General features: G+C 39.9%; 20 protein-coding genes. 7 read left to right on the top strand and 13 right to left on the bottom strand.

Features of this window, described 5'->3' with window-relative positions; all coding sequences use genetic code 11:
* The first annotated feature begins 473 nt into the window (after positions 1 to 473).
* A complete protein-coding gene (locus C5749_RS00255; protein ID WP_105721950.1) occupies positions 474 to 3,284 on the top strand; it encodes a hypothetical protein in 2,811 nt (936 codons plus the stop codon).
* 604 nt (positions 3,285 to 3,888) lie between these two features.
* Here the strand turns inward: C5749_RS00255 and C5749_RS00250 are convergent.
* Both C5749_RS00250 and sppA read right to left on the bottom strand, forming a co-directional pair.
* Complete coding sequence (locus tag C5749_RS00250; protein WP_105725046.1) at positions 3,889 to 5,079, bottom strand: phosphoglycerate kinase; 1,191 nt, start codon at positions 5,077 to 5,079, stop codon at positions 3,889 to 3,891.
* Positions 5,080 to 5,156: 77 nt separating this feature from the next.
* Positions 5,157 to 6,923 carry a signal peptide peptidase SppA gene (gene sppA / locus C5749_RS00245; RefSeq protein WP_105721949.1) on the bottom strand — a complete coding sequence of 589 codons (1,767 nt, stop codon included), beginning with the start codon at positions 6,921 to 6,923 and terminating at the stop codon, positions 5,157 to 5,159.
* 81 nt (positions 6,924 to 7,004) lie between these two features.
* On the opposite strand from sppA, the gene folK reads away from it, so the two are divergent.
* Both folK and C5749_RS00235 read left to right on the top strand, forming a co-directional pair.
* Complete coding sequence (folK, locus tag C5749_RS00240) at positions 7,005 to 7,520, top strand: 2-amino-4-hydroxy-6-hydroxymethyldihydropteridine diphosphokinase (RefSeq protein ID WP_245893566.1); 516 nt, start codon at positions 7,005 to 7,007, stop codon at positions 7,518 to 7,520.
* Complete coding sequence (locus C5749_RS00235) at positions 7,501 to 7,851, top strand: Hpt domain-containing protein (protein ID WP_146113633.1); 351 nt, start codon at positions 7,501 to 7,503, stop codon at positions 7,849 to 7,851. Before folK ends, C5749_RS00235 begins: the two co-directional genes overlap by 20 nt.
* Before the next feature lie 17 nt (positions 7,852 to 7,868).
* Here C5749_RS00235 and pssA read toward each other — a convergent pair whose 3' ends face one another.
* Together pssA and rho are read right to left on the bottom strand one after the other, a co-directional pair.
* Positions 7,869 to 8,561 (bottom strand): CDP-diacylglycerol--serine O-phosphatidyltransferase, encoded by a 693-nt coding sequence (gene pssA / locus C5749_RS00230; protein WP_105721945.1) that lies wholly within the window; start codon positions 8,559 to 8,561, stop codon positions 7,869 to 7,871.
* Between the two features lie 71 nt (positions 8,562 to 8,632).
* Entirely contained in the window at positions 8,633 to 10,126 is a 1,494-nt protein-coding gene (gene rho / locus C5749_RS00225) for a transcription termination factor Rho (RefSeq protein WP_105721943.1), read from the bottom strand.
* Between the two features lie 592 nt (positions 10,127 to 10,718).
* On the opposite strand from rho, the gene C5749_RS00220 reads away from it, so the two are divergent.
* Positions 10,719 to 11,579 carry an N-acetylglucosamine kinase gene (locus tag C5749_RS00220; protein ID WP_105721941.1) on the top strand — a complete coding sequence of 287 codons (861 nt, stop codon included), beginning with the start codon at positions 10,719 to 10,721 and terminating at the stop codon, positions 11,577 to 11,579.
* Positions 11,580 to 11,620: 41 nt separating this feature from the next.
* Here C5749_RS00220 and C5749_RS00215 read toward each other — a convergent pair whose 3' ends face one another.
* On the bottom strand, positions 11,621 to 12,304 hold the full coding sequence (locus C5749_RS00215) for a metal-dependent hydrolase (RefSeq protein ID WP_105721939.1): 684 nt from the start codon (positions 12,302 to 12,304) through the stop codon (positions 11,621 to 11,623).
* A 40-nt stretch (positions 12,305 to 12,344) separates the two neighbouring features.
* Entirely contained in the window at positions 12,345 to 12,668 is a 324-nt protein-coding gene (locus C5749_RS00210) for a YbaB/EbfC family nucleoid-associated protein (RefSeq protein ID WP_105721936.1), read from the bottom strand.
* Positions 12,669 to 12,966: 298 nt separating this feature from the next.
* Here C5749_RS00210 and C5749_RS00205 point away from each other — a divergent pair, with 298 nt between their 5' ends.
* Positions 12,967 to 13,464, top strand: coding sequence for an ABC transporter substrate-binding protein (locus C5749_RS00205; protein ID WP_105721934.1), 498 nt, complete (start codon positions 12,967 to 12,969; stop codon positions 13,462 to 13,464).
* A gap of 27 nt (positions 13,465 to 13,491) precedes the next feature.
* Here C5749_RS00205 and C5749_RS00200 read toward each other — a convergent pair whose 3' ends face one another.
* Complete coding sequence (locus C5749_RS00200) at positions 13,492 to 14,511, bottom strand: hypothetical protein (RefSeq protein WP_105721932.1); 1,020 nt, start codon at positions 14,509 to 14,511, stop codon at positions 13,492 to 13,494.
* A gap of 120 nt (positions 14,512 to 14,631) precedes the next feature.
* On the opposite strand from C5749_RS00200, the gene C5749_RS00195 reads away from it, so the two are divergent.
* Positions 14,632 to 15,222 (top strand): thymidine kinase, encoded by a 591-nt coding sequence (locus C5749_RS00195; protein ID WP_105721930.1) that lies wholly within the window; start codon positions 14,632 to 14,634, stop codon positions 15,220 to 15,222.
* Here the strand turns inward: C5749_RS00195 and C5749_RS00190 are convergent.
* On the bottom strand, positions 15,217 to 15,729 hold the full coding sequence (locus C5749_RS00190; protein WP_105721928.1) for a glutathione peroxidase: 513 nt from the start codon (positions 15,727 to 15,729) through the stop codon (positions 15,217 to 15,219). The genes C5749_RS00195 and C5749_RS00190 overlap by 6 nt on opposite strands.
* 69 nt (positions 15,730 to 15,798) lie before the next feature.
* A complete protein-coding gene (locus C5749_RS00185) occupies positions 15,799 to 16,662 on the bottom strand; it encodes an N-acetylglucosamine kinase (protein ID WP_105721926.1) in 864 nt (287 codons plus the stop codon).
* Positions 16,663 to 16,773: 111 nt separating this feature from the next.
* Between C5749_RS00185 and C5749_RS00180 the strand changes: the two genes are divergently transcribed.
* Positions 16,774 to 18,507, top strand: coding sequence for a M61 family metallopeptidase (locus C5749_RS00180; protein WP_105721924.1), 1,734 nt, complete (start codon positions 16,774 to 16,776; stop codon positions 18,505 to 18,507).
* A 29-nt stretch (positions 18,508 to 18,536) separates the two neighbouring features.
* Here the strand turns inward: C5749_RS00180 and C5749_RS00175 are convergent, their stop codons facing one another.
* From C5749_RS00175 to C5749_RS00160, 4 genes are all read right to left on the bottom strand, one after another.
* Positions 18,537 to 19,703 (bottom strand): glycoside hydrolase family 76 protein, encoded by a 1,167-nt coding sequence (locus C5749_RS00175; protein WP_105721922.1) that lies wholly within the window; start codon positions 19,701 to 19,703, stop codon positions 18,537 to 18,539.
* A gap of 83 nt (positions 19,704 to 19,786) precedes the next feature.
* Positions 19,787 to 20,695 carry a glycoside hydrolase family 76 protein gene (locus C5749_RS00170; protein WP_105721920.1) on the bottom strand — a complete coding sequence of 303 codons (909 nt, stop codon included), beginning with the start codon at positions 20,693 to 20,695 and terminating at the stop codon, positions 19,787 to 19,789.
* Positions 20,696 to 20,799: 104 nt separating this feature from the next.
* The gene (locus C5749_RS00165) at positions 20,800 to 22,056 is read right to left on the bottom strand and encodes a sugar MFS transporter (protein WP_105721918.1); all 1,257 of its coding nucleotides are present in this window, start codon (positions 22,054 to 22,056) and stop codon (positions 20,800 to 20,802) included.
* 30 nt (positions 22,057 to 22,086) lie between these two features.
* Positions 22,087 to 23,505, bottom strand: coding sequence for a glycoside hydrolase family 125 protein (locus tag C5749_RS00160; protein ID WP_105725042.1), 1,419 nt, complete (start codon positions 23,503 to 23,505; stop codon positions 22,087 to 22,089).
* Between the last annotated feature and the right edge of the window lie 272 nt (positions 23,506 to 23,777).

Genomic DNA, 23,777 nt, shown 5'->3' with positions numbered 1-23,777 from the left:
GTCACTAAACGAAATCACTATTTTCTAGCACTTCATTAACGATCATTATTCATAAAATACACTGTGCACAATGGCGGAATGTTGTTATAGAGACGAGCAAACCTAAATAAAATTACACCCCTTCAGGCTTAACTATACTAGTTTCTAGAAGCTTCTTTTTTTTTCATATGATATTTTATGGATTTTTGCGGTTGACAGAACAGCACATCAATCGTAATGAATTTAAAATTTTATCTTATCTTGCGGAAAGAAAGAACTTCAATAGCAAAAAGCAATATATTTCTATTGACATCTCGGCCCACTAATAATCGCCTAAAAACATACGCTATATCAATAAATAATTACGACGACAAAAAAATAATATGACAATAAAAATCAATGAATTAACAATATTTACAACAACTAACAATACATATAAGAACAGAAAAATAAACTAACAATATTAGCATTAACTCATAATCCAACATAAAAACATGAACAAGAACTTATTTATCAGCATATTATCGTTATTAATATTATTAAATAGTTCACATATATCAAATGGTCAAATTATTGACAATGACCAAGCCCATTCTTCTATTAAATGGCGACAGATTAATACCGAAAATTTCCGGTTGATCTTCCCGAACATGTTAGAAAGTGCAGCAAAAAAACTGGCTAAACAACTTCCAAAAATGCAGCGAGAAAGTCGTGAAAATTTAAAAGTTTCTCCTCCAAAAATAACATTGGTTTTACAGGGAAACCATCTTACTCCAAACGGTTTTGTACAACTCGCTCCTCGAAAATCCGAATTATTCCCGGTTCCCTCCTCCACTGCTGATAATCAAGAATGGCTTTCAAATTTAGCACTGCATGAGCTTCGACATGTCGCTCAATTTGACAAATTGACAGGGAAATTAAAAGCCCCTTTTTTCGAGCAACTCGCTTTCGCCCTTTATGGTTTGAACTTACCCGCCTGGTATTTTGAAGGAGATGCTGTACAGGTTGAAACGATGTATAGTGAAGGGGGACGCGGACGACTTCCTTCATGGGAAATGCCTATGCGCGCCAATATACTTTCTGGTAAATCATATGATTTCAATAAGTACGTCTTGGGCTCTTTTAAAGATAATGTTCCCTCCTATTATACGATTGGATTCTTCATGAGCAGTTACCTAACCAATCATCATGGCATCGCCAGTCACGAGAAAATACTGACCGATATGCGCGGCAAGTTATTACGCCCCTTCAATTTCCAACGAGCAGTGAAATTAGTTTCGGGAGAAAAGCCAGCCGAGATTTTTGACAGCACCATCTTGGAACTAACAAAAAAATGGAAACAAGAATCGCCTATTTCACCGGATGATCCGAATCTACCTGCGAAAAATAGTCGGTATCCTAGCGATTATTTATTACCGCAAATGGATGGAAGCCAAGAAATATATGTACTTAAATACGCTCCTACCGCCGTTAATGAAATCACGCGTTTGGATAGCCTGGGAAATGAGACCGGTGTCGTCAAAACAGGCATACAAATAACACCTTATTTTCATCTTCGAAACAAGGAGATCGTTTGGGACGAATATCGCAAACACGCTCGATTTGGTAAACAGACATACAATGTAATCAATATATATAATACGGAAACCGGACGTACCAAAACGCTGACGAAAGCATCCCGCTATTACTCTCCTGCATTTCATCCTTTTCGTGATGAAATAGTCGTTGTCGAAGTAAATCCGGCGAATATAAGCAGATTGATTATATTAGATTCGAAAAACGGCAATATACTGGATAGCGTTGCCGTTCCTGATGGAATGCATATGCAGCAACCGAAATACCATCCCTCCGGCGAAAAAGTGGTGGCTATCGCCGTTACGGAACAAGGAACGAATCTAGTGGAATTCAACCTCATAACGAAAGATTTTGATCTCGTCCTTCCGTGGGGAAATCAGCAATTGGAACGTCCGTTTTATTATCATGACGATATTATTTTCAAGGCACACAATGACGGTATCGATAACATCTACCTATTCAACAAGACTACCGGACAACATAAGCTAACAGACGCTGCATTTGGTGCGTTCAACCCGTCAATAGCCACCAATGGATGGTTGTTATATAACGATTATCAACATAACGGATACAAACTTGCGCAGAAGAAAATCGTGCTTTCTACGATAGAGCAACCGAAGCCATTCCGTTTCCCGTACGCTTCCCCGACATTGGACAAAGTACAAAAAGACAGTTTGTCGAATGAGTCGACTTCTTCAATCGTTGTTAAAAACTACAATCCTAGCACGCACGCTATCAATTTTCACAGTTTATCTATCAGTGGCTCCAATTTTGAAAGTTTTGACAATTATATTCCGGGAATATTCTGGTTATCAAACGACATATTAAACACCACGCAGGTTAAACTCGGTTATGAGTTTGATCCAGACATAGCAAAAAGTCATTATTCTGCGGAAGTAGCCTATAAGCGTTACTTTCCGACATTCACTGCCCGATACATGAATAGGGGGATGGTAGGCAATGCCGTATCCGGGAATGATCCGAATAATATCATAATGTTTGATTACCGCGATCATCATGCAATCTTCGAAATGTCTATCCCGCTTTCCGTATATCGGCGCAATATCGTATACAGTTACGGTTTTAATTTTGGCACATCCTATACAAAACGCTACAACACCAGCTTACAGCTGCAAAATTTCCAGGATGTTATTGCTTTCCCTTTGAATTATCAAGTGTATATCAATAGAAATAGCATGCGAAGCAAGATGGATCTGGCGCCACGCTGGGGACAAAACTTCAGCGTTACCTTTCGTCATCGCCCATTTACTACAGGCTCATCTGGAGAAGTACTATCGTTACGCACCAACTTCTATTTCCCGGGCTTGTGGACAAATCACAGCTTGCAATTGCGGTTTGCTGCGCAAAAGAACAACGGCATATATTTAGGAACATATGATATTCCGATGGTTTCGGGATGGGGTCATTTTAATTCCCCAATTGTCCATAATACGGCGATGGCAAATTACAGACTTCCTCTTTTCTATCCCGATTGGAGTATTGGTTCTCTCGCTTATATTAAACGTTTTCAAGGATTGTTATTTTCGGATTTCCAAAATGTGGACGAAAGCTTAACTCCCAAAAGTTTTGGTATAGGGTTATCGGCTGACTTAAACGTATTTAGATATGTGTTGCCGGATATCAACGTATCAACGAGACTCACATATGTCAATGACAACACAGCGTCTAGCAAAATCATCCCCACATTTGGATTTAGTTATAGTTATTAAAAATCAAATTAACGGGACGGTATCTTTGCCAAAACAATGGCGATAAAACGGGAGGTAATCAATCAAACACTGTCCGAACCCGCTGCATAGCGTTTTTATTTATTCTCGAACGAAAACATGCAAACGAGGAAAAGTCGTTATTAGGACGAGTGCCGCAACGGATGGTATCGTCGGGTGCTGTCATCATAACTTAACGTTACTATACTATAATATAACGTTATTATAAAATGAATAAACGTCTTATCATTACAATTAAACGTCATTGTAATTTAATATAACGATTTATAAAAATAACAAAACGATGATATAATATAATATAACGGTTTATTATTACAATATAACGTTGGCATTATATAGTCTAACGTTTATTTATGATATTAAAACGGTATGATAATAAGTACTAACGATTTTTTATTATGAATAAACGATGTTATTTTCCAGTATAACGGCTTTTTAATATAACTAAACGATATTATGGAATGATCTAACGTTTTTTCCGTGTAACTGTAAATAAAGCAGGAAATAGCGCTATTCCGCTTCACCACTTTAACAAATAAGGCAGACTAATAAGTCTGCCCTATTTTCATTATGATATATGTTATTGTTAGTCTTCTAAAGCTTTCACGCCCGGTAATATCTTACCCTCCATATATTCTAATAAAGCACCGCCACCTGTACTGACATAGCTGACATGCTCAGTCATGCCAAACTTAGACACCGCAGCAGCCGAATCACCACCACCAATAAGGGAAAAAGCACCGCGTTCAGTAGCTTTTACTACTGCATCTGCAACCGCCTTCGTACCCTTCGCGAATGTATCAAACTCAAAAACACCCATAGGCCCATTCCACAACAACGTATTCGATGCACTGATAACCTCTGCAAAATGCTCAGAAGATTCCGACCCAATATCCAATCCTTCTCTATCTGTAGGAATTCGGTCGTTCGGACCGTTGTAGGTATCCGCGTCATTTGCAAATTTATCAGCGATCTGTGCATCGGTAGGAAGTACCAAATTCACACCCTTTTCATCCGCCTTTTTCACTAACTCATTGGCCAAATCCAATTTATCTAATTCGACCAAAGATTTTCCAATTTCTCCTCCACGCGCTTTCACAAACGTATAGGCCATTCCTCCACCAATAATCAAATTATCCACTTTATCCAAAAGGGCCTCAATCAACTGGATTTTGTCTGAAACCTTTGCCCCACCCATAATTGCCGTAAAAGGACGTTCCGGCTTGTTCAATACTTTCTCCGCATTATTAATCTCCGCTGCCATCAAATAACCAGCATATTTGTTGTTTGGAAAGAATTGTGCAACAATAGCTGTAGACGCGTGCGCACGGTGTGCTGTACCAAAAGCATCATTTACGTACACATCGCCCAATTTCGCCAGCTTTTCCGCAAATGCAACGTCTCCCTTTTCTTCTTCTTTATAAAAACGCAAGTTCTCCAAAAGAAGCACTTCTCCACCTTTTAGCGCTACACTTTTTTGCATAGCATCCTCTCCTATACAGTCGCCGGCAAACTGCACATCAACACCCAATACTCTTGAGAGATGGCCGACAATATGTTTCAACGAATATTTGTCAGTAGGTCCTTCTTTTGGTCGTCCCAAATGAGACATTAGTATAACCGCACCGCCATCTGCTAAAATTTTTTTGATAGTGGGAGTCGCACCTTGTATACGATTATCATCCGTTATATTAAAACTCTCATCCAAAGGCACGTTAAAATCAACTCGAACCAACGCCTTTTTTCCAGAGAAATTTAAATCATCAATAGTCTTCATATATGTCATTTTATTTATGTGTAATAACCACCGGTTAAACCGCGGCCTAAATATAGAAAAAAGTAGGAATATTCCGTTTATCTAATTTCAACCCTATACGGAATACGGGCTTGTATACCAGACGATTTTAATACAGCACGAAGCTGATCAATATGCTTTCTGTATTCGCCCAGTTCATCGTCCAACATCCACATCTTTATCCGCTCTTTGGATGTACTAAATAATTCCGCGAAGGGATCTTTCTGTGTTGGATAATACCGAATACTATAATCTTTCAATTTTGCTTTTGCAGCCGCAGCTTGTATGGCCCGATCAAGGTTTCCAATACCGTCTATCAATCTATGTTCCAACGCCTGGCTTCCTGTCCACACTCTACCCTGTCCAAGACTATCCACAGTAGACACTTCCATATTTCGACCTGCAGCCACTTTGCCCGTAAATGTATCATAAATACGGTTAACTTCTCCCTGTATAATGACCTTCTCCTCTTCCGTCAACGGGCGGTCAACAGAAGTCATCAGATCTGCAAATTTGCCTGTTTTGACCTCATCCACACGTATCCCCAATTTATTATTGAGCAGTCCTTGAAGATTAGGAATCAAGCCAAACACACCTATAGAACCGGTAAGTGTTTCCTTTTCAGCAAAAATAGAATCAGCCATGGTAGAAATATAATATCCACCGGAAGCGGCGTAGTCTCCCATCGATACCATAATAGGCTTTACCTTCTTCGTTAACTCTACCTCACGGGCAATAATGTCGGATGCCAGCGCAGAACCACCTGGTGAATTTACCCGCAACACTACGGCTTTCACCCGATCGTCACGACGTAATTTCCGTAGTTCCCGAGAAAGTTTATCTCCACCGATATTACCTTCCATACCTTCGCCATCAACAATATCACCATACGCATACAGCACGGCTACACGATCGCCTTTTGTTTCCGTTTTTCCGTCTTTATTATAATCTAACAAGGAAACCGCAGGAACATCCTTTTTTTCATCTACTTCCAACCGCTCTTTTAACTTGGAGAGTACTTCGTCTTTATAACATTTACCATCTATAAATTTATATTGTACAGCATCATCAGCATTTCTTATTAAAAAGTTATCCGCAATATTTTTAAGGGTATCGGCCGAAATCTGCCTTCCTTCCGACACGTTTTCCAGGAAAGCACTATACATGCTCCCCAAATAGGCAGTCATCTGTTCCCTGTTAGCATCGCTCATTTCATTCAAGATAAAAGGTTCAACAGCCGATTTATAGGTACCCACTTTGACAACCTGCATCTCTACGCCCAATTTATCCAACGCTTCTTTCATAAACATGATCGAGGCAGAAAGTCCTTTAAACTCCAGAGAGCCTTCAGGATTCATATAAATTTCGTCGGCTACCGATGCTATATAATATGCTTTTTGTGTATAGACATCACTATGCGCCACAATAAACTTACCAGAGGATTTAAAATCAACTAACGCATCCCGAATTTCTTTCAAACTCGCCATACCGGTATTAACATATCTAGGATTGAGATATATCCCTTTTATACGATCATCTTCTTTTGCTGCCGCGATACGGGAAATAATATCGTTTAATCCGAGCGATTTCATCTCGCCATATCCGGGCAGGCTCATGCTCTCCCAGGGATTCGATGATGTACGTTCAGGAATATCGTAATCTAACGAAACGTAGAGTACCGCGCTTGAGGGAACATAGACCTCCTCTTTCGATCCCATATTACTGACCGTAGCTGTGATAAATCCAATCATCACAATAAATAAAATAGCAAAAACGATGATCGTTCCTGTGATAGTCGCTAAAACGTATTTAAAAAAAGACTTCATAATTATTCTTTGTTTTATGCCTCTAATTTAGAGGTTTATTTTGAAGAATTCGAAATTTAAATAGATTAGCTTTATCTTTAGATGATGAATAAAGTGTTTTTGTTATTAGGTGCAAATTTGGGCAACCCCGCCACGCAATTAGCAAGGGCTCTTGAAAAGATTGAAAGCGAGGTAGGAAAGATAGCGGCTTGTTCGTCGCTATACGAATCGGAAGCATGGGGGGTAACAGATCAACCTAAATTTCTTAATCAAGTGGCATTAGTGTCGACTTCACTTTCGCCCTTGGATATCCTGGACAAGGTGCAAACCATCGAAAATGATCTAGGCCGCGTACGCATATCGAAATGGGGAGCCAGGGTAATCGACATTGACATTTTGTATTTTAACCACGACTGCATTCAACACGAACGTTTAATTGTTCCCCATCCATATATGCCTGATCGACGATTTGTGTTAGTTCCGCTTGCGGAAGTTGCTCCCTTTTTTAAGCATCCAAAATTAGGGATAACAACAAATGACTTGTTAGCAAAATGTGAAGATAACTTAACTGTACATCCTTATAATCCAAACGACGACAATGCGATACAAACTGATTAGTCCTTCGCTTATCCAAGAAAATCTAATGAACGACGAAGCGTTGATCAAACAATTTCTTGATCTGTACCAAGAACAGATACCGATTGATTTACAAGCGTTAAAGGAAGCTGTTACATCGGCGCTACCCGTTGAAATAGCAAACAAAGCGCATCATATAAAACCGACAATGGAATATATTGGGGCTCAAACCTTGCGAGAAAAACTACAACAGCTGGAGAATGCCGGAAAAAGTGGCGCTGAGAATTCATATATCCATGTTTTGTTCTCCGATATCGATAAGGAGATATCAACGCTACTACAGGAAATCGTCGACTACCGGAATAGGCTATAACCATCCACAGCAAAACATCACCTGTATTTATCTTGCTGTCTTTGTACCTTAAAATGCAATTGCGAGAAAATAAAATAGGAAAGCAAAATAAGTGGCAAAGCCAAAAATTGGAGCGCGAATAGAAGAACGATACTGATAAACAGGAAAATATATCTAAACTTATTTTCACTCCACATCAGTGAGGACAACTTCATACTAAATAAACGGATTTCGGATATCAGTAGGAAACTGACAATTGCCACGATAACAAGCAATACCCACGGCTGATATATCCAAGCCGGATGCACCTCAGCAATAAAAGGTAAGGACATAATAAAGAAAGTATTCATGGGGGTATTAAGTCCTATAAATTCAGTTGCTTGTCGTTCATCTACATTAAACTTTGCTAATCGCAATGCAGAAAATGCAGTGACTACAAATCCCAAATAAGGCAAGTAAACATGATCTGTAGCTACCGTTAATAATTTATACAATACCGCCCCCGGCAAAAAACCAAAGCTTATTACATCGGCCAAAGAATCCAATTCTTTCCCGATCGTTGATTTAACACCAAGCAGTCGAGCCACCATTCCATCAAAAAAATCAAATATTCCCGAAGCAACTACACAGTAGAATGCGAACAGAAATTCTCCCTTTAATACAAATAGAATACCTATACAACCACTGAAAAGGTTGAGACAAGTTAACGTATTAGGTATGTGTTTTTTCATTAGAATTACAAAAAATATAAGCCATCCCTTGAAGGCAAAGGATGGCTTAAAAATAGAAAATATCAAAGGAATTAGCTATTCATACTAATTAAAAATTCCTCATTTGATTTCGTTCCTCGCATTTGTGTCAACAGGAATTCCATTGATTCCGTAGAATTCATATCTGCTAAATGGTTACGTAGCACCCACATACGTTGCAATGTATCGCGATCTACAAGTAGATCATCACGGCGCGTACTAGAAGCTGTCAAATCGATCGCTGGGAAAATCCGTTTATTAGCCAATTTACGGTCAAGCTGAAGCTCCATGTTACCTGTACCTTTAAATTCTTCGAAAATCACATCGTCCATTTTTGAACCAGTATCTGTTAATGCCGTTGCCAAGATTGTCAGTGAGCCACCTTTCTCGATGTTACGTGCCGCTCCAAAGAAACGTTTTGGTCTGTGTAAAGCATTGGCATCTACCCCACCCGATAGGATTTTCCCTGAGGCAGGAGCGACGGTGTTATAAGCACGAGCCAAACGCGTAATGGAGTCTAATAGAATAACCACGTCATGTCCACATTCTACCATTCGTTTCGCTTTCTCCAACACAATATTGGCAATCTTAACGTGACGATCCGCAGGCTCATCGAAGGTCGATGAAATCACTTCAGCGCGTACACTTCTCGCCATATCAGTTACCTCTTCCGGACGCTCGTCAATCAACAAGATAATCAAATAAACTTCAGGGTGATTTTTGGCAATCGCATTCGCGACTTCCTTTAATAGATTTGTCTTACCTGTTTTAGGTTGAGCGACGATCAATCCACGCTGACCTTTACCAATAGGGGTAAAGAGATCCATAATGCGAGTTGAATGGTTGCCTGCTCCCAAGTCAAGGTTAAGTTTCTCATCTGGAAACAATGGTGTCAGATAATCAAACGGTACCCGATCCCGAATCTCTGCTGGGTTTTGACCATTGATCGATTCTACTCGAACCAACGGAAAATATTTCTCCCCTTCTTTGGGTGGACGGATAGAGCCACGTACATTATCACCAGTTTTCAACCCAAATAACTTAATCTGAGATTGGGAAACATAGATATCATCCGGAGATGTCAAGTAGTTGTAATCTGATGAGCGCAGAAAACCGTAGCCGTCCGGCATAATTTCCAATACGCCTTCATTAACGATCACATTATCAAAATCTGTTGGCAGTACCGGAGAAGAACTTTCTACCTTAGAGGTGGTAGCTGATTCTTGTTCGCTTGTTCCGTTGGTTTCAGACTTCGGTTCCGTTGACGAAACCTCATCCGCTTTTGCCGAATCAGCTGGAGATGTCCGCTTAGTTATCGCCACAGGCTCTGTTTTTAATGTCCTGACTCGTTTTCTCGCCCTTTCCGCGGCTGGGACCTCGACCGATTTTCCTTCTTGATCATCATCTTCGGCAGATTGCTTCGCTATAACAGTAATACGATCAATCAATTCCTGTTTACGCAATTTATCAGCATCACTGATGCCCAATACTTTTGCAATCTCGCGTAACTCTGACACGAGCTTGGTGTTTAGTGCATTAATATCCATTAACTTTTTACTATGAGATATAGGATTTTTATTTTGTTGAATTCATCCAAATTTCATTTCTAGCAAATGCTATTTTATTATTTTAGATGTGCTAAAAATATGATAGGGGTACATAACTCTATTTAAATTAAAGTAAGCTATTCGCCCCGTCTCTAGGATAAATCTGAGAATTGGCACAAAAATAATATAACATTTGTATATTCAAAGAAAATTTGTAAAATATTTTTTTTCGAATTGTCCATTCCTAACGAACAGAGACGTTAAGATCCCACGACGACTATTATTATAACGTCCATAATCCAAGATTGTTTTAACCCAACCAAACGAAAAAGAGATTTTCCTGATCACCGGAGAACATATTGTACAAAATACACTAAGCTTTTAAAAAAAACAGTCTATAAAAAAACCACGTTAGCGATGCGTTAAAAGGCTTTTTTATAAAAAAAACACATTCATTTTATCATATCGTTTTATTTTTTTAAATCTAAAATTCTTGTTTTTAAACATAAACACGTATTTTCGGGCAAGCATTAGTAAAAATTTAAAAAATAAATTAGCAACAAAAACATAACACAATAAAACCAAATCTATAATGATAATCATTGCGGACGGAGGATCGACAAAAACAAACTGGTGTTTGTTAGATGACTCAAACAAAAAGATATACTTCAACACAGAGGGTTACAATCCCTATTTTGTCGACAGTGAATATATTGTTAATTCGTTAAAAAAAGGACTGCCCAGTGATTTGCCTTTTGAAAACGTTACCGAAGTAAACTATTACGGAGCAGGTGTACATAACGAGGAGAAGACTAAAATCGTAGAAGTGGCCATGCAGAAAGTATTTCCAAATGCTAAGGTAGAAGTTGGTCACGACTTGCTTGCCGCTGCACGTGCATTACTGGCAGACCAAGCTGGTTTTGCCGCAATTTTAGGAACAGGTACAAATACTTGTATTTATGACGGAGCGAAAATTACGCATAACATTGATTCTGCGGCATATATACTAGGAGATGAAGGAAGTGGAAGTTATATAGGAAAGAAATTATTAACGGACTTTATTCGTGGATTAATGCCAAAAGCGGTGGAGGAACTGTTTTTTGAAACATATAAACTTACCCCCGATGAAATTATGGACAACGTTTATACAAAGCCGCTAGCTAACAGATTCTGTGCCAGTTTCAGTAAATTTGTGTACGACAATAATGTTAATATGGAGTATACCCGTAATATAGTGGAAGAGGCTTTTGACACATTCTTTAACAATTTAGTTAGTAAATATCCCGATTATCAGAAATATACTTTCAATTGTATTGGCTCTGTAGCCTATAATTTCCGTAATGTTTTAGAAGAGACGGCTAAGCGCTACGGAATGGAAGCCGGCAAGATCATCCGCTCGCCAATAGATGATTTGGTGGTATACCACATCAATAGAGCGGCGAAGAATCAATAATATTCTTTTGTAGAGACGAGCAATTGCCCGTCTCTACGTCTTTATAACACAATCGATTCACCAATTTTCGGCAAGTGCAAATGCAATCCGTTTGCTTCAAATTTCCGCTTAGCCTCTTCCATGTCGATACGAATAGGCGGAAAAGTATTATAATGCACCCCAATAATATTTTTGCAATTTACAAATTGGGCAGCTTTAATAGCATCGTCTACGTCCATTGTATAATGCCCCCCAATAGGCAGAAACGCCCAATCCAATTGTAAATCTTCCAGTAACTTCATCTCCAACGTCAAAGCTGTGTCTCCTGCAAAATAAATTTTTTTATCCCCCACAAAAAACACATAACCCGCAGGCATGCCTGCGTAATCTCCTTCGGGCGTACTATTCGTATGCAAGGCATAAACCATTTTTATCCTCCCAAAAGGTAAAGAAAGTGTTCCACCAAAATTATATTCAATAACCTTGTCGTCTGGTACCCCCTGCTTTCTTACCCATGCTGCCGTCTCTACGATGGCCACCACAGTGGCGCCGCTATTCGATTGTATATTTTTCAAATCTGCGACATGATCCTGATGGCAATGCGTTAAAAAAATATAATCAGGGCTAAGAACATTGACATCGACATCTTTTGCCAATGGATTAAAAGTAATAAAAGGGTCTAATAAAACCTTGCTGCCCTTAAAATCAAACGCTACACATGATTGTCCGTAGTAAGTAACTTCCATATATCTTCATTTTGTATCAAGCCACTAATCTTATGTAATACTATTTATTACCGCCGAATAAATTCCCTATGCCCCCGAGACCACCAAGTAAATCTTGCGATACCACTTGCATCTCTGCTTGGCTAACGTTTTCTGCCTGCTGCAGAGCTTTGTTCAATGCAACGACCAACAACTCCTCTAATTCCTCCTTGTCATCGAGCTGCTTCAAAAATTCGTCATCAATAGTGATTTCTCTTATTTCTTTACTAGCCGAAGCGACAATCCTCACTTTACCTCCTTCTGTTTCTCCAAAAACAGAAATGCTATCTAAACGTTTTTTTACCTCTTCAGCTTTTTGCTGCGCCGCAAATAATTTATCAAACATAAGCTATTCCTCCAATTTATGATGCAATTTACAAAATCTATAACATAAGGACAATATCTGAAAGGGGAAGACTGCATTATCCCATATTAACACTTACTGTCGCCTCTGGGTATTTGAAGTATGTAGAAACACATTTCTTGCACTACAAATTGTTTCAAATATCCGAAGTGACAAGCTTTATGGATTCGTGTTTACTTTGGTATCCATGAGCTCACTTCGTTCGGCTTTCTTTCTTTTTCGGCGCGAAAAAGAAAGAAGAAAAACTTAACTTTGCAGCAATTTAACGAACGGAACGCACATGCAAGATCTTAATTTTTATATCACACTACTCCAATATATGCAACAAACGGAGCCAAATCTGGCTGAAGATCTCGAGGAAGAGGTCAATATACTTATACACAAACTTAGGTTCATCCCTGAAGATCAACGTCCCTCGACACTTATATTAACACAACAATCTGGCTTCCAACCTCTGTTTAACGAACAGCTTGCAGACAGCATCGCTATTGCAGGAGGAAAACTGCTTGTGGAGAAATACGATAATCCGTCACACCTATTCGTTATTCAAGATAACGAGAAGCTCTACACAGATCTTCCCGGCCTTCTTCAAGATGAGATATTATGTAGAACAGGCGCTGTACAATCAAATAACGTTTACATTATCCAAAAACGAAATTTTGGAATGGAGCGTACCGATTTTCTACACGATATAGAAATATGTGCGGAAATTGTACAACCGAAATATTTTATCTATGGACGGAAAGGAACGGACTGGGTACCCTTTGATATAGCATAAAAAAGAACGGACGGTTTTCCCGTTCTTTTATAGCATAAACTTTTTCCGCAGAATTGTGTACAGTTTCTCTACCGTTTGCGGTTTATCCGCCCAATTATTTTTCAATGCGTAATTTGTCTGAAGAAAAGCATCCGCTTCCGCAAAAGTAGTATATCTATTCAGAAGTTCAATTGCTTCACTATAAGCCAAGGAATAACCATTAAATAAATCTTTAATGAACAAGAGTTTATCGTTCAGACTGATGGAAGATTTGAGATCCACTATTTTACCCTTTTCTGCTCCAGTAGCAGCCGAAAATAACGATGCAGGCGTGTTGTGTACTCCCGCCTTACGTTGTTGTTCAAGAATTTCATTCAATGTCAAAGGGCGCACTGGTTTCTCTTCCTCTACTGCTGGCGTGTTCCAATTTTCTTCCAATACAATTTCCTTGGGTTCTTCTACCACTTCGTTAGCGACAACCGTTGTCTCCGAATCCTTCTCCGGCGTATCCGGAAACTTAATTTCTTCTTTTACAGCGTTTTTTTCCTCCTCTACGATTTGCTCCGGCTGTTCCCCCTTTTCAATGGGTGTCGATTGTATTTGTGGTGCTAGCGGCTCCTCTTCGTCCGCGGCGATATCCGCTGGATTTTCTACCAGTGGAGGTGCCTCCTTTTGTTTTTGCTCAACGACCTGCAGTTCATCAACTGCCGACTCGGTTTCTCCAATAGTTTTTCGCTGATCATCCTGAACGGTTTCTGCAGCTTCTTCCTGCTGCGCTTCTTCTAATTGTGGCACTTCTTGAACTTCGTTATAAACCGACTGCTCATCCGTTTCTTCCTCTAGAGCAACAGCGGGTATAGGATCTTTTTCTAATTGTGGAGATATGTGTACAGCTACTTTTCGTAATACTTCGATATGGCTCGTTAGAAATTTAGCCTTTGCTTCCAATAACAGCAAGACCTCATCTGATTCTGAAATATTTTTATCTGATAGGGCTGTGTAATCGTCCTTAATCTCCACCAACAACTCTCCTATTTTTGAAAATATAGATTCCTTTGTATATGCCATTTTTTATTTATTTATCTGATAGATACCTCATTTGCTTAAAAACAATCTTCTTATCTTCAAATTTAAGATATAATTTCGATATTAGCACAGCTTATAGTGAAGAATAATTCAAAGGATCCCATGCTGTTTTCCGAACATAGTTTTATCCAAAAGAATAGATACGCGGGTAGTATCGAAGTTATTTGCGGCTCCATGTTTTCCGGTAAAACCGAAGAACTCATCCGGCGGATGAAAAGAGCACAATTCGCTAAATTACCGATTGAGATTTTTAAACCGGCAATGGACATTCGCTATAGCGATCACGCCGTTATTTCACACGATAACCACAGTATTCCCTCCACGCCAATCGCCCATTCCTCGGCAATTCTGCTATTGAGTGCAGAAACAAAGGTAGTCGGTATTGACGAGGCTCAATTTTTTGATGATGAGCTTCCTCACGTTTGTGTGCAGCTTGCCAACAAAGGCATTCGTGTTATCGTCGCTGGATTGGATATGGATTACAAGGGGCTTCCTTTTGGACCAATCCCCTCACTTATGGCTACGGCAGAACATGTCACAAAAGTACATGCTGTTTGTGTACAATGTGGTGCACCTGCCGCCTATTCCTATCGGATAGCGACAAGTGAAGATCGTATTCTTTTAGGAGAAAAGAAGAGCTACGAACCCCGTTGCCGCGCCTGTTATTTTGGGCTAGCGGATAGACACCTATAATTTGCTGACAATCGCTTTATCCAACGGGTTAGTACGAGAACGATAACGATGGATCAATTTACCCTCTTTATTGATCAAAAACTTTTCAAAGTTCCATTCAATATCCCCTGTAAAATCCGGATTTTCCTGCGAAATCAAAAATGCAAAAAGCGGATTAATGTTTTTACCTTTCACGTCAATTTTTTCAGACAATAAAAAAGTGACACCATAATTTCTTTCACAGAAATCTTGGATTTCCGTATTACTATCAAGTTCCTGTCCACCAAAATTATCAGAAGGAAAACCGATGACAACCAGATTAATGTCCTGTTCGTGTAAAGCCTGTAAATCTTTGTATTGCTTTGTAAAACCACATTTTGAAGCCGTATTGACAATAAGTATGTTTTTACCTCTAAAATCCGACATCTTCACTTCCTTTCCATCGATCGATGTGAAATTGAAATCATAGATCGAGGTTGCCGGCGACATTATCGAAGCCCATAACACGATGCTTGTTATTATATTCATTATTATTTTTTATTTATTCGTGATTCGTATGCTTAACTTTTCGCGATATTGTGTATTACTATTGGTTGATCACTTAATGATCAATTTCGTTTCTCTTTCAACAACAAAATGGAATAATTGTTCTATCGGATTACTTAAAATCGATCCAACACGAACACCTAATACCTCACAGACTTCGCGCAATTGCAAATCAAAGTGATAAGCAATACCGCCGACGAAATTGACTTTATACTCCCAAAAGTCCGGATATGTAATCACATGGGTACGGATAAATTCGTCAAATCCGTTTTTTAATAACGTATCAATATACGGATGCAACCGATTTTCAGCCATAAATTCTGCAAAGGATGCTAAGTAAGCATTCGGACGGTCTTTTTGGTAAAGGTTCCGAATGACGATATCTTTATTGACTCGGTATTTTTCTGCAAATTTTTTGTAAAGATCTTTTGGCATCTTCTCGTAAAGAAAATCAACGATAAGCCGTTTGCCAAACCAAGCGCCAGATCCCTCATCGCCCAGCACATATCCTACGCCATGTACACTTTGATGAAGTTCTTCACCGTCATAATAGCCAATATCCGACCCGGTGCCTATCGTACAAACATAGCCTTTACTACGTCCACAGGTAGCATAGGCACACCCAAGCATGTCACTTTCTACGGAAACAAATGCCGTCGGAAAAATTTCTGTAAGCGCATTCGAAACAATCTCCCGCCTATCGGGTGTAACACATCCCGCGCCGAAAAAATGAACTTCATGAATCTCGCTGGCATAAGGTATTATTTCTGGTACCTCCTGCATCACACGGGCAATTTCTTTTTCGTTTACAAAAAATGGATTCAATCCCTTTGTACGAAAGGATAAAGGTGCACTATCTGGTAAATTAAGCATCCAATCAGAACTGGAAGAACCACTATCTGCAACTAATATCATATATGCTGTTTAAATTTATATTGTGCATTCCAAAGATAACAATTTTTCGTGTATAAAATACTTTTGAAGCTTGCTTCAATCTATGTAGCTTTGCGATAAAAGATACAAATCATGTTAGATACGCGTATACACTTTACCCTTTCTTTTGCCGAACCTCAAACACACTATGTAGAAGTCGAAATGGATATCACCGATTTCGCCGAAACGACGTTGGACATCGGCATGCCTGTATGGACGCCAGGCTCCTATTTGATTCGCGAATATGAGCGTCATATAGAGCTTGTCGAAGCTTTTTCAGGAGAAGACCGTATTGCGTGTATAAAGATTTCTAAAAATACATGGCGGGTACATAATCCACCCCGTCATACTAAAATACGGTATAGAGTATATGGTTTCGAAATATCGGTGAGGACAAATATAATCGACGAAGATCATGCTTTTCTTAGTCCTGCAGCTACGTTTATGCATATCAAGAACCATGTGGACCTCTCTTGTACTGTACAGGTCATACGACCAGAAAAGTGGCATCATATTTCAACAGGTTTACCAAAAGCGACAAACGATGGCCAAACTTTCTATGCCGAAACCTTTGATATACTGTATGACTCTCCTATCGAAATTGGGAACCAAGACATATGGTATTTCGAAGCGTCCGGTGTCCAACATGAGTTTGCCATGGTAGGAGGCGGAAATTATAGCAAGCAACAATTAACGTCTGATATCACAAAAATCGTTGAAGCAGAGACCGCTTTATGGGGAGAGAATCCAAATACAAATTACGTTTTTATTACCCACAATTATCAAACAGGGGGTGGTGGGCTAGAGCACCTCAACTCTACTGTTTTGGGCGCTAGTCGAAATGCGTATCAAATACCTAATGCTTATAAAAACTTTCTTTGCCTCGTGGCACACGAATATTTTCATCTATGGAATGTAAAAAGGCTTCGTCCAAAAGAACTAGGGCCCTTCAACTATGATGCAGAGAATTATACAACAGGCCTGTGGATAATGGAAGGATTCACATCATATTACGACAATCTCGTTATCCGGCGATGTGGTTTCTTTTCCATCGGGGAGTATCTCGATATGCTCGCCAACGATTTTAATCAGGTGTACAATCGGCCAGGTTATCGCATCCAATCCGCAGCTTTAGCCAGTTTTGACGCTTGGATAAAACATTATAGACCCGATGAAAACTCCGCAAATTCAAGTATATCCTATTATAATAAAGGCGCGATGCTAGCCGTTGCGTTGGACCTTTACATTCTGGCAGAAACACATGGTAAGAAGCGCCTAGATGACGTACTTCGAGCGGCCTATCACGCTTTTTACAAAAAAGAAAATAGCGGTTTTGAAGAGAAAGCATTTCAGGCTTTAGCAGAAGCCATAGCAGGCGTTAATCTTTCAACGATTTTCGACGCCGCCCACAGCACCGAAGAACTAGACTACAACAGTTACTTCAATCGTGCAGGATACGAATTGATTGACCTGAATAGTGACAAGCAAGAATTATCTTTGGGAATCAAAACAGCAAACCAAGACGGGCGCGTGCTTATTAAAAATGTCGAACGAGATTCAGGTGCCTGGAACGCAGGGTTAAATGTGGACGACGAACTTATTGCTATAAATGGCAATAGACTTGATACCGCGGGGAAGGAATTGGAGTTTATACTGCAAAACGGTCAAATAGATGAAATCGTGGATATCTTGATTTCCCGAGATGGTTTAATACGTACTATCCATGCTCCGCTTCGCCGTTCAACCAAACAGCAATGGTCTATTCGAGAAAAGCCGGATGCAACACCTACAGAAAAGAGAATAGGCGAGATCTGGCTTTCCGTGTAAAAAATTATAGAGACGTCGTAGCGACGTCTCTATAATTTTAAAGTTACAATATTGGCACACATTTCAACAATAGCAAATTGGTCTAATAACCATTTTCTTTCATTTTTCTTCTCCCCTTTCCAATCCTTGTAAAAAAGACCATTTTCATCTCGATTGGCAGTCCAAGCAAAATCCAAGTTTTTATGAAATGCACGCAAGTAAGCTGGGTTGTTATCTAATTTATAAAGCTGGACAAATCCACGCATCATTACGGCGATAAACCAGTTATCACTATTTTTTAATCGTTGTGAGCCATCTGTCTCAAAAAAATGACGAAAAGAGGCGTTAGCGACCTTTTGCGCTTCTTCTAGGTAATGTGGCTTTTTCGTTATCTTATATAACAAAGCAGCAGCTTCGATCATTTGTCCAGAGTTATATGGATATTTTGTTCGGTCTATGCTGCCATCCAAACGAATATTGTCCATATAAACACCATCTACATCTCGAAGGTTGGTTTTAGTCCATTCATATAGGGATTTACCCAATTCCAAATACTTTTTCTCCTTGGTAGCCTCATACAATTTCAATGCAAAAACAGCCGCAGGCGCATTAGAACAGGTATTTTTAGATGTCTTTTTTTGCTCACACCAATAAATGCCCCCACCGAGTAAATCATCATGCCCACTATAAACAAAATCCCAGACTACCGTTGCTTTTTCCAGGTATTTCGTCTCACCTGTTAACAGATAGAGATTGGTAAAATCGATCCCAATCCAGATATTATCATCATAAAAACGGTCAGATACGGGTGCAGATGAGATGTAAGAAGCATATCCTGCTGGCTTTCTTTTATCGTCATAATATTCTTCTAATCCAGGGACTAGTCGTTTATCGATGATGGATTTATATTTTTTGCTTTTGGTTTGCTCATAGAGCGCAACCGTAGCAGACAAACCTCCTGAATACGGCCAGAGATAAGCATATTCCTGCTTGCCGCTAGCGCCATTGCCTAAATAGTCTGCTTTGTAACGCTCATCAACTGGGAAATTCTCCCGAAGTAAAAAGGTGTTTTTGCTTCCATACTTTTTTAGAATTACATCCAACGAGCTATCCGCAGCTCTCAACATATCTACCGAGGTAAGTTTCCCTTTGGACGATTGAGCAAACGTCACACTTGCCCAAAAAGATAAAATTACTATAGTACAATACTTTAACATGTTTTTTTCTTATAAATCTTGTGCTAACTTATACGCTATGCGCCTTTGTTATTTTTTATTTGCTAAATCGGCTCAGCTAATCTTTAATCTACTAGGCCTTCACCCTTTAATGTCGCCATTGCTTCCATTAGCATGGTACCACTGAGGGCAGACCGCAAGTCTCCCCAAGTCTCGGCATCACCCGGATTTTTCCACCAGCTGTAGCTGAACTTGATATCGGGCGATTTTTGTGTACCCGCCATCCATAAATATTCGGCATTGTTCGTTATAAATTTGATGTAGCGATCTCTGTCGGCAACCGGGAGATCAGGATGCTGAATCAATAAGATAAAGTAACGGATAAATATGCCTTTGAACAGGTTGACGTCGTGGCCGCTGCCTCCGCCAGGCTGCTCCCCATAATCGGTCAGTACACCATAGCTTTTGTCTACATTGTAGGTAATGTGATAGGTCGTAACCTTTATCGCATCGTCGAAATAGATTTTATCTCCAGTAATATCATACAATTCCAATGCTGCTCCTATATATGTCCCCACATTATAGGAAAAATCATTATTGGTGTTGTCTAAGTATTCAAATACTCTTCCTGATGAAAGGATGGTACGGTTGTATTTCATCCAATCATAGATTCTTTGAGCCCATTCGAGATTGTTAAATCCACCATGACTTTCTTCGGGATATTTCACATATCGCCTTGCAGCAATTATTGCCGCAGGGCCATTTGCCGGGATACCCTTTGCTTCGCCGAGGTCATCCGACTGTTTGCGCCACTTGATCCCGCCGCCTTCGTAGTCGGTCCAGCCTTCCGTAATCCAGCGCCATAAGTTTTTTGAGGACTCTGCATGTCGCTGGTCATTTGTGGCTTCCAACGCTCTCATGTGCGCTAAGCCGTGCCAGCCCATATCATCATAGTATTCATTTTCCCAAGTATTGCTATACCAGTTTTTAATCCGAACTCCTTCATAAAAATCAAAAATGGCCTGCTTGAACATAACTATCAACGTCAAACCCACAAAGATAAATAAGCAATGAGATTATTATACATGTTTCTCTCATAAAATAATAGTTTATATGGTTTATAATATTAATAATTAGCTTACCGGCGATTAGGCATTAAGGCGTGCTGCACTTTGTAGAGTTTAGCACCGTATAAAAATATAATGATATAACATCCTATTGGTAAGTAAAAGGCTGCAGCAATATCTGTATCGGCAACCAATCCCATCAAAAATGGAAATACAGCTCCCCCAACAACTCCCATAGAAATAAAAGACGAAGCTTGCTGCGTATGTTCACCCAGATTTTTCAACCCCAAACTAAAAATGGTAGGGAACATGATGCTGAAAAAGAAGTTGATACATAACAACGCAAGGAAAGAAACCCATCCCCATCCTTGGGCTACCACCACACACATCAGCACGTTAAGCAGTGCGTAAACAGCCAGGAGTTTATGGCTTGCCACAAACTTCATTAAAAATGTGCCCACGAACCGCCCCAACAGCATCATTCCCATAAATAACACCAGATAGCTTCCTGCTTTTTCACTGGAGAATCCCATTACCTCATGTCCGTAATTAATAAAAAACGCCCATGTACCTCCTTGTGCGGCAACGTTAAAGAACTGTGCAATTACGGCCCATACAAAATGTCTATGGTGGAACAGTTTTTTCTCGGGGGTTAGGTCTACATTGACCGCTGCTGCATTTATCTTGTCCGCATCGACATGCGAATCTGTGAACGAGGGTACTTTCACAAACGAGAAGCAGACTGCAATAAGTAAAATAACAATGCCTATGATGGTATACAGGTTCTTTACGGAATCCAACCCTTCGTGTGGTAAAAGACCCGTACCTCGAAGCAGAAAATAGGTCCCTATCGCCGGACCGATCATCGTACCGACCGCATTGAATGCCTGCGCAAAATTTACCCTACGCTCGCTGCTACGCTGATCTCCCAATGATGCCATAAAAGGGTGGGCGACCGTCTCTAATGTAGCCAGGCCACAGCCAAGAATAAAAAGTGCTACTCTGAAAAAGCCAAAAGAAACAGCATTAGCAGCAGGAACAAACAGGAATGATCCCACAGCGAAAAGAACCAAGCCTAACAAAACACCATTCTTATATCCAAACTTCTTCATAAACAATCCGGCGGGAATACTCATAATAAAATATGCGCCAAAGATTGAAAATTGAACCAAGCCGGAATCCGCTTTCGAAACATTTAGTACCGATTGGAAATGTTTGTTTAGTACATCTTCCATAGTAATGGCAATTCCCCAAAACATGAATAAGGAAGTAACGAAAACAAGTGTTATCAGGTACTTCTTTTCTGTAAAAGATACTTTTTCTTTCATTTTATTATGCAGTGATTTTTGTGGTTATTTTTATCTTAACAAATCCGGTTTCTCTTTGTATGTCTTCCATAATAATTCACCGAATAATGTGTTTGTCCATGCAAACCAATACCGGGTAAAATTCGTTGGGTCATCCTTGTGAAACGATTCGTGCATAAATCCAGTGTCACCATGGGTATTTTTCAACGTCTTGATACATTGACGTATTTCTTCATCGTTTATTGACGTCAGCGCTTGGATAACAAGTGCCATAGGCCATATCATATCACGACCAATGTGTGGCCCGCCGATTCCTGCAGCGGCTTTTCCTTTAAAATAGAACGGATTATTTTCCGACAATATGAATCGCCGGGTACGTTGATAGATCTCATCATTGACATCCACCGCACCGAGATAAGGCAGAGACAATAGACTTGGGACATTGGCATCATCCATCATCATGTGACTGCCATATCCGTCTACTTCATAAGCATAAACACGACCGTGCACAGGATGGTCAATGATACCATATTGCTTAACCGCATCTTCAACTTCATTGGCTAAACGCTCCATTTTAGCCGCCAACTCATTGTTGTTTCTGACTTTGCGCAATATGTCGGCCGACTGCCGCAGACTGACCACGGCAAATAGGTTGGACGGAATCAGAAATAAGAACATACTACAGTCGTCGGATGGACGAAAACTTGAACAGATCAACCCTACCGGATTGACCGGGTAGCCATATCCGTCGACTTGCAAGGTATCTGTTCCACGTGGTGTCGTACGTTCAAATCTATAAGGACCTAGGCTTTCTTTACGCTGTTGCTCGACAAACGTCCTATAGATGTTTTCTTGTGCTTGGTCCCATTCGTTGTCAAAGGGTGTCGTATCGTTTGTTTCTTTCCAGTAGGCATAAGCGAGCCGTATGGGATAACAGAGTGAGTCGATTTCCCATTTACGCTCATGAATTCCGGGCATCATATCGGTATGATCTGAAAACCATTCGCCCTTTTTGGTTGGGTCGTTGTAAAACGCATTGGCATAGGGATCGATATTGATACATTTGGACTGTTTGTTAATCAGTCCAAGAATTAGGTTCTGAAGATTCTCATCCTTTTTCATAAAAGGCAGATACGGCCATACCTGCGCACTGCTATCCCGTAGCCACATCGCATCAATATCTCCGGTAATGACATACGTTAGCTTTTGATCTGGAGTTGACTCATCATATACCGTAGTGTCCAAGGTGTTAGGGAGACAATTGTTGAACAGCCAGCCCAGTTCCTTGTCTGCTACATTGGATTGGAACTCCTTGATAAGTTTCTCAATGACGTCACTGTTAAAGTGTCTGTCTCTTTCCCTAGTCCTGACTAGAGGAAACGCGGAACCTGAATTAGCAAAAGAAAAATTGTGAGCCAATATACCTGCTCCAAGTATAGCGGAATTCTGAATAAATGTTCTTCGTCTCATAGATGTCGTTATAAACTGATAAATTAATTGTATTCTATCGAGGATGCACATATCTCCTGTACGGTCGCTTTGCATAGTCCAGGATACTTGCAGTAACTGCTATTCTGATAAAGGATTATGCAGGCATTTTTCATCTAGCGAAATTACCATGGGCAAAGATTTATAATTTAGTTCTGAGAAATCAAAGTTATCGGATTTTGATACATTCTCTCATATAGGCTCCTTCAATGTAGTAAAAATATAGGAGCAACAATACACAAGATATTCATGTA

The sequence above is a fragment of the Sphingobacterium gobiense genome (genome assembly GCF_002980575.1).
GTDB lineage: Bacteria > Bacteroidota > Bacteroidia > Sphingobacteriales > Sphingobacteriaceae > Sphingobacterium > Sphingobacterium gobiense.
Note: the sequence above shows the minus strand (reverse complement) of the source record. Positions and strands in the feature narration are given on the sequence as shown.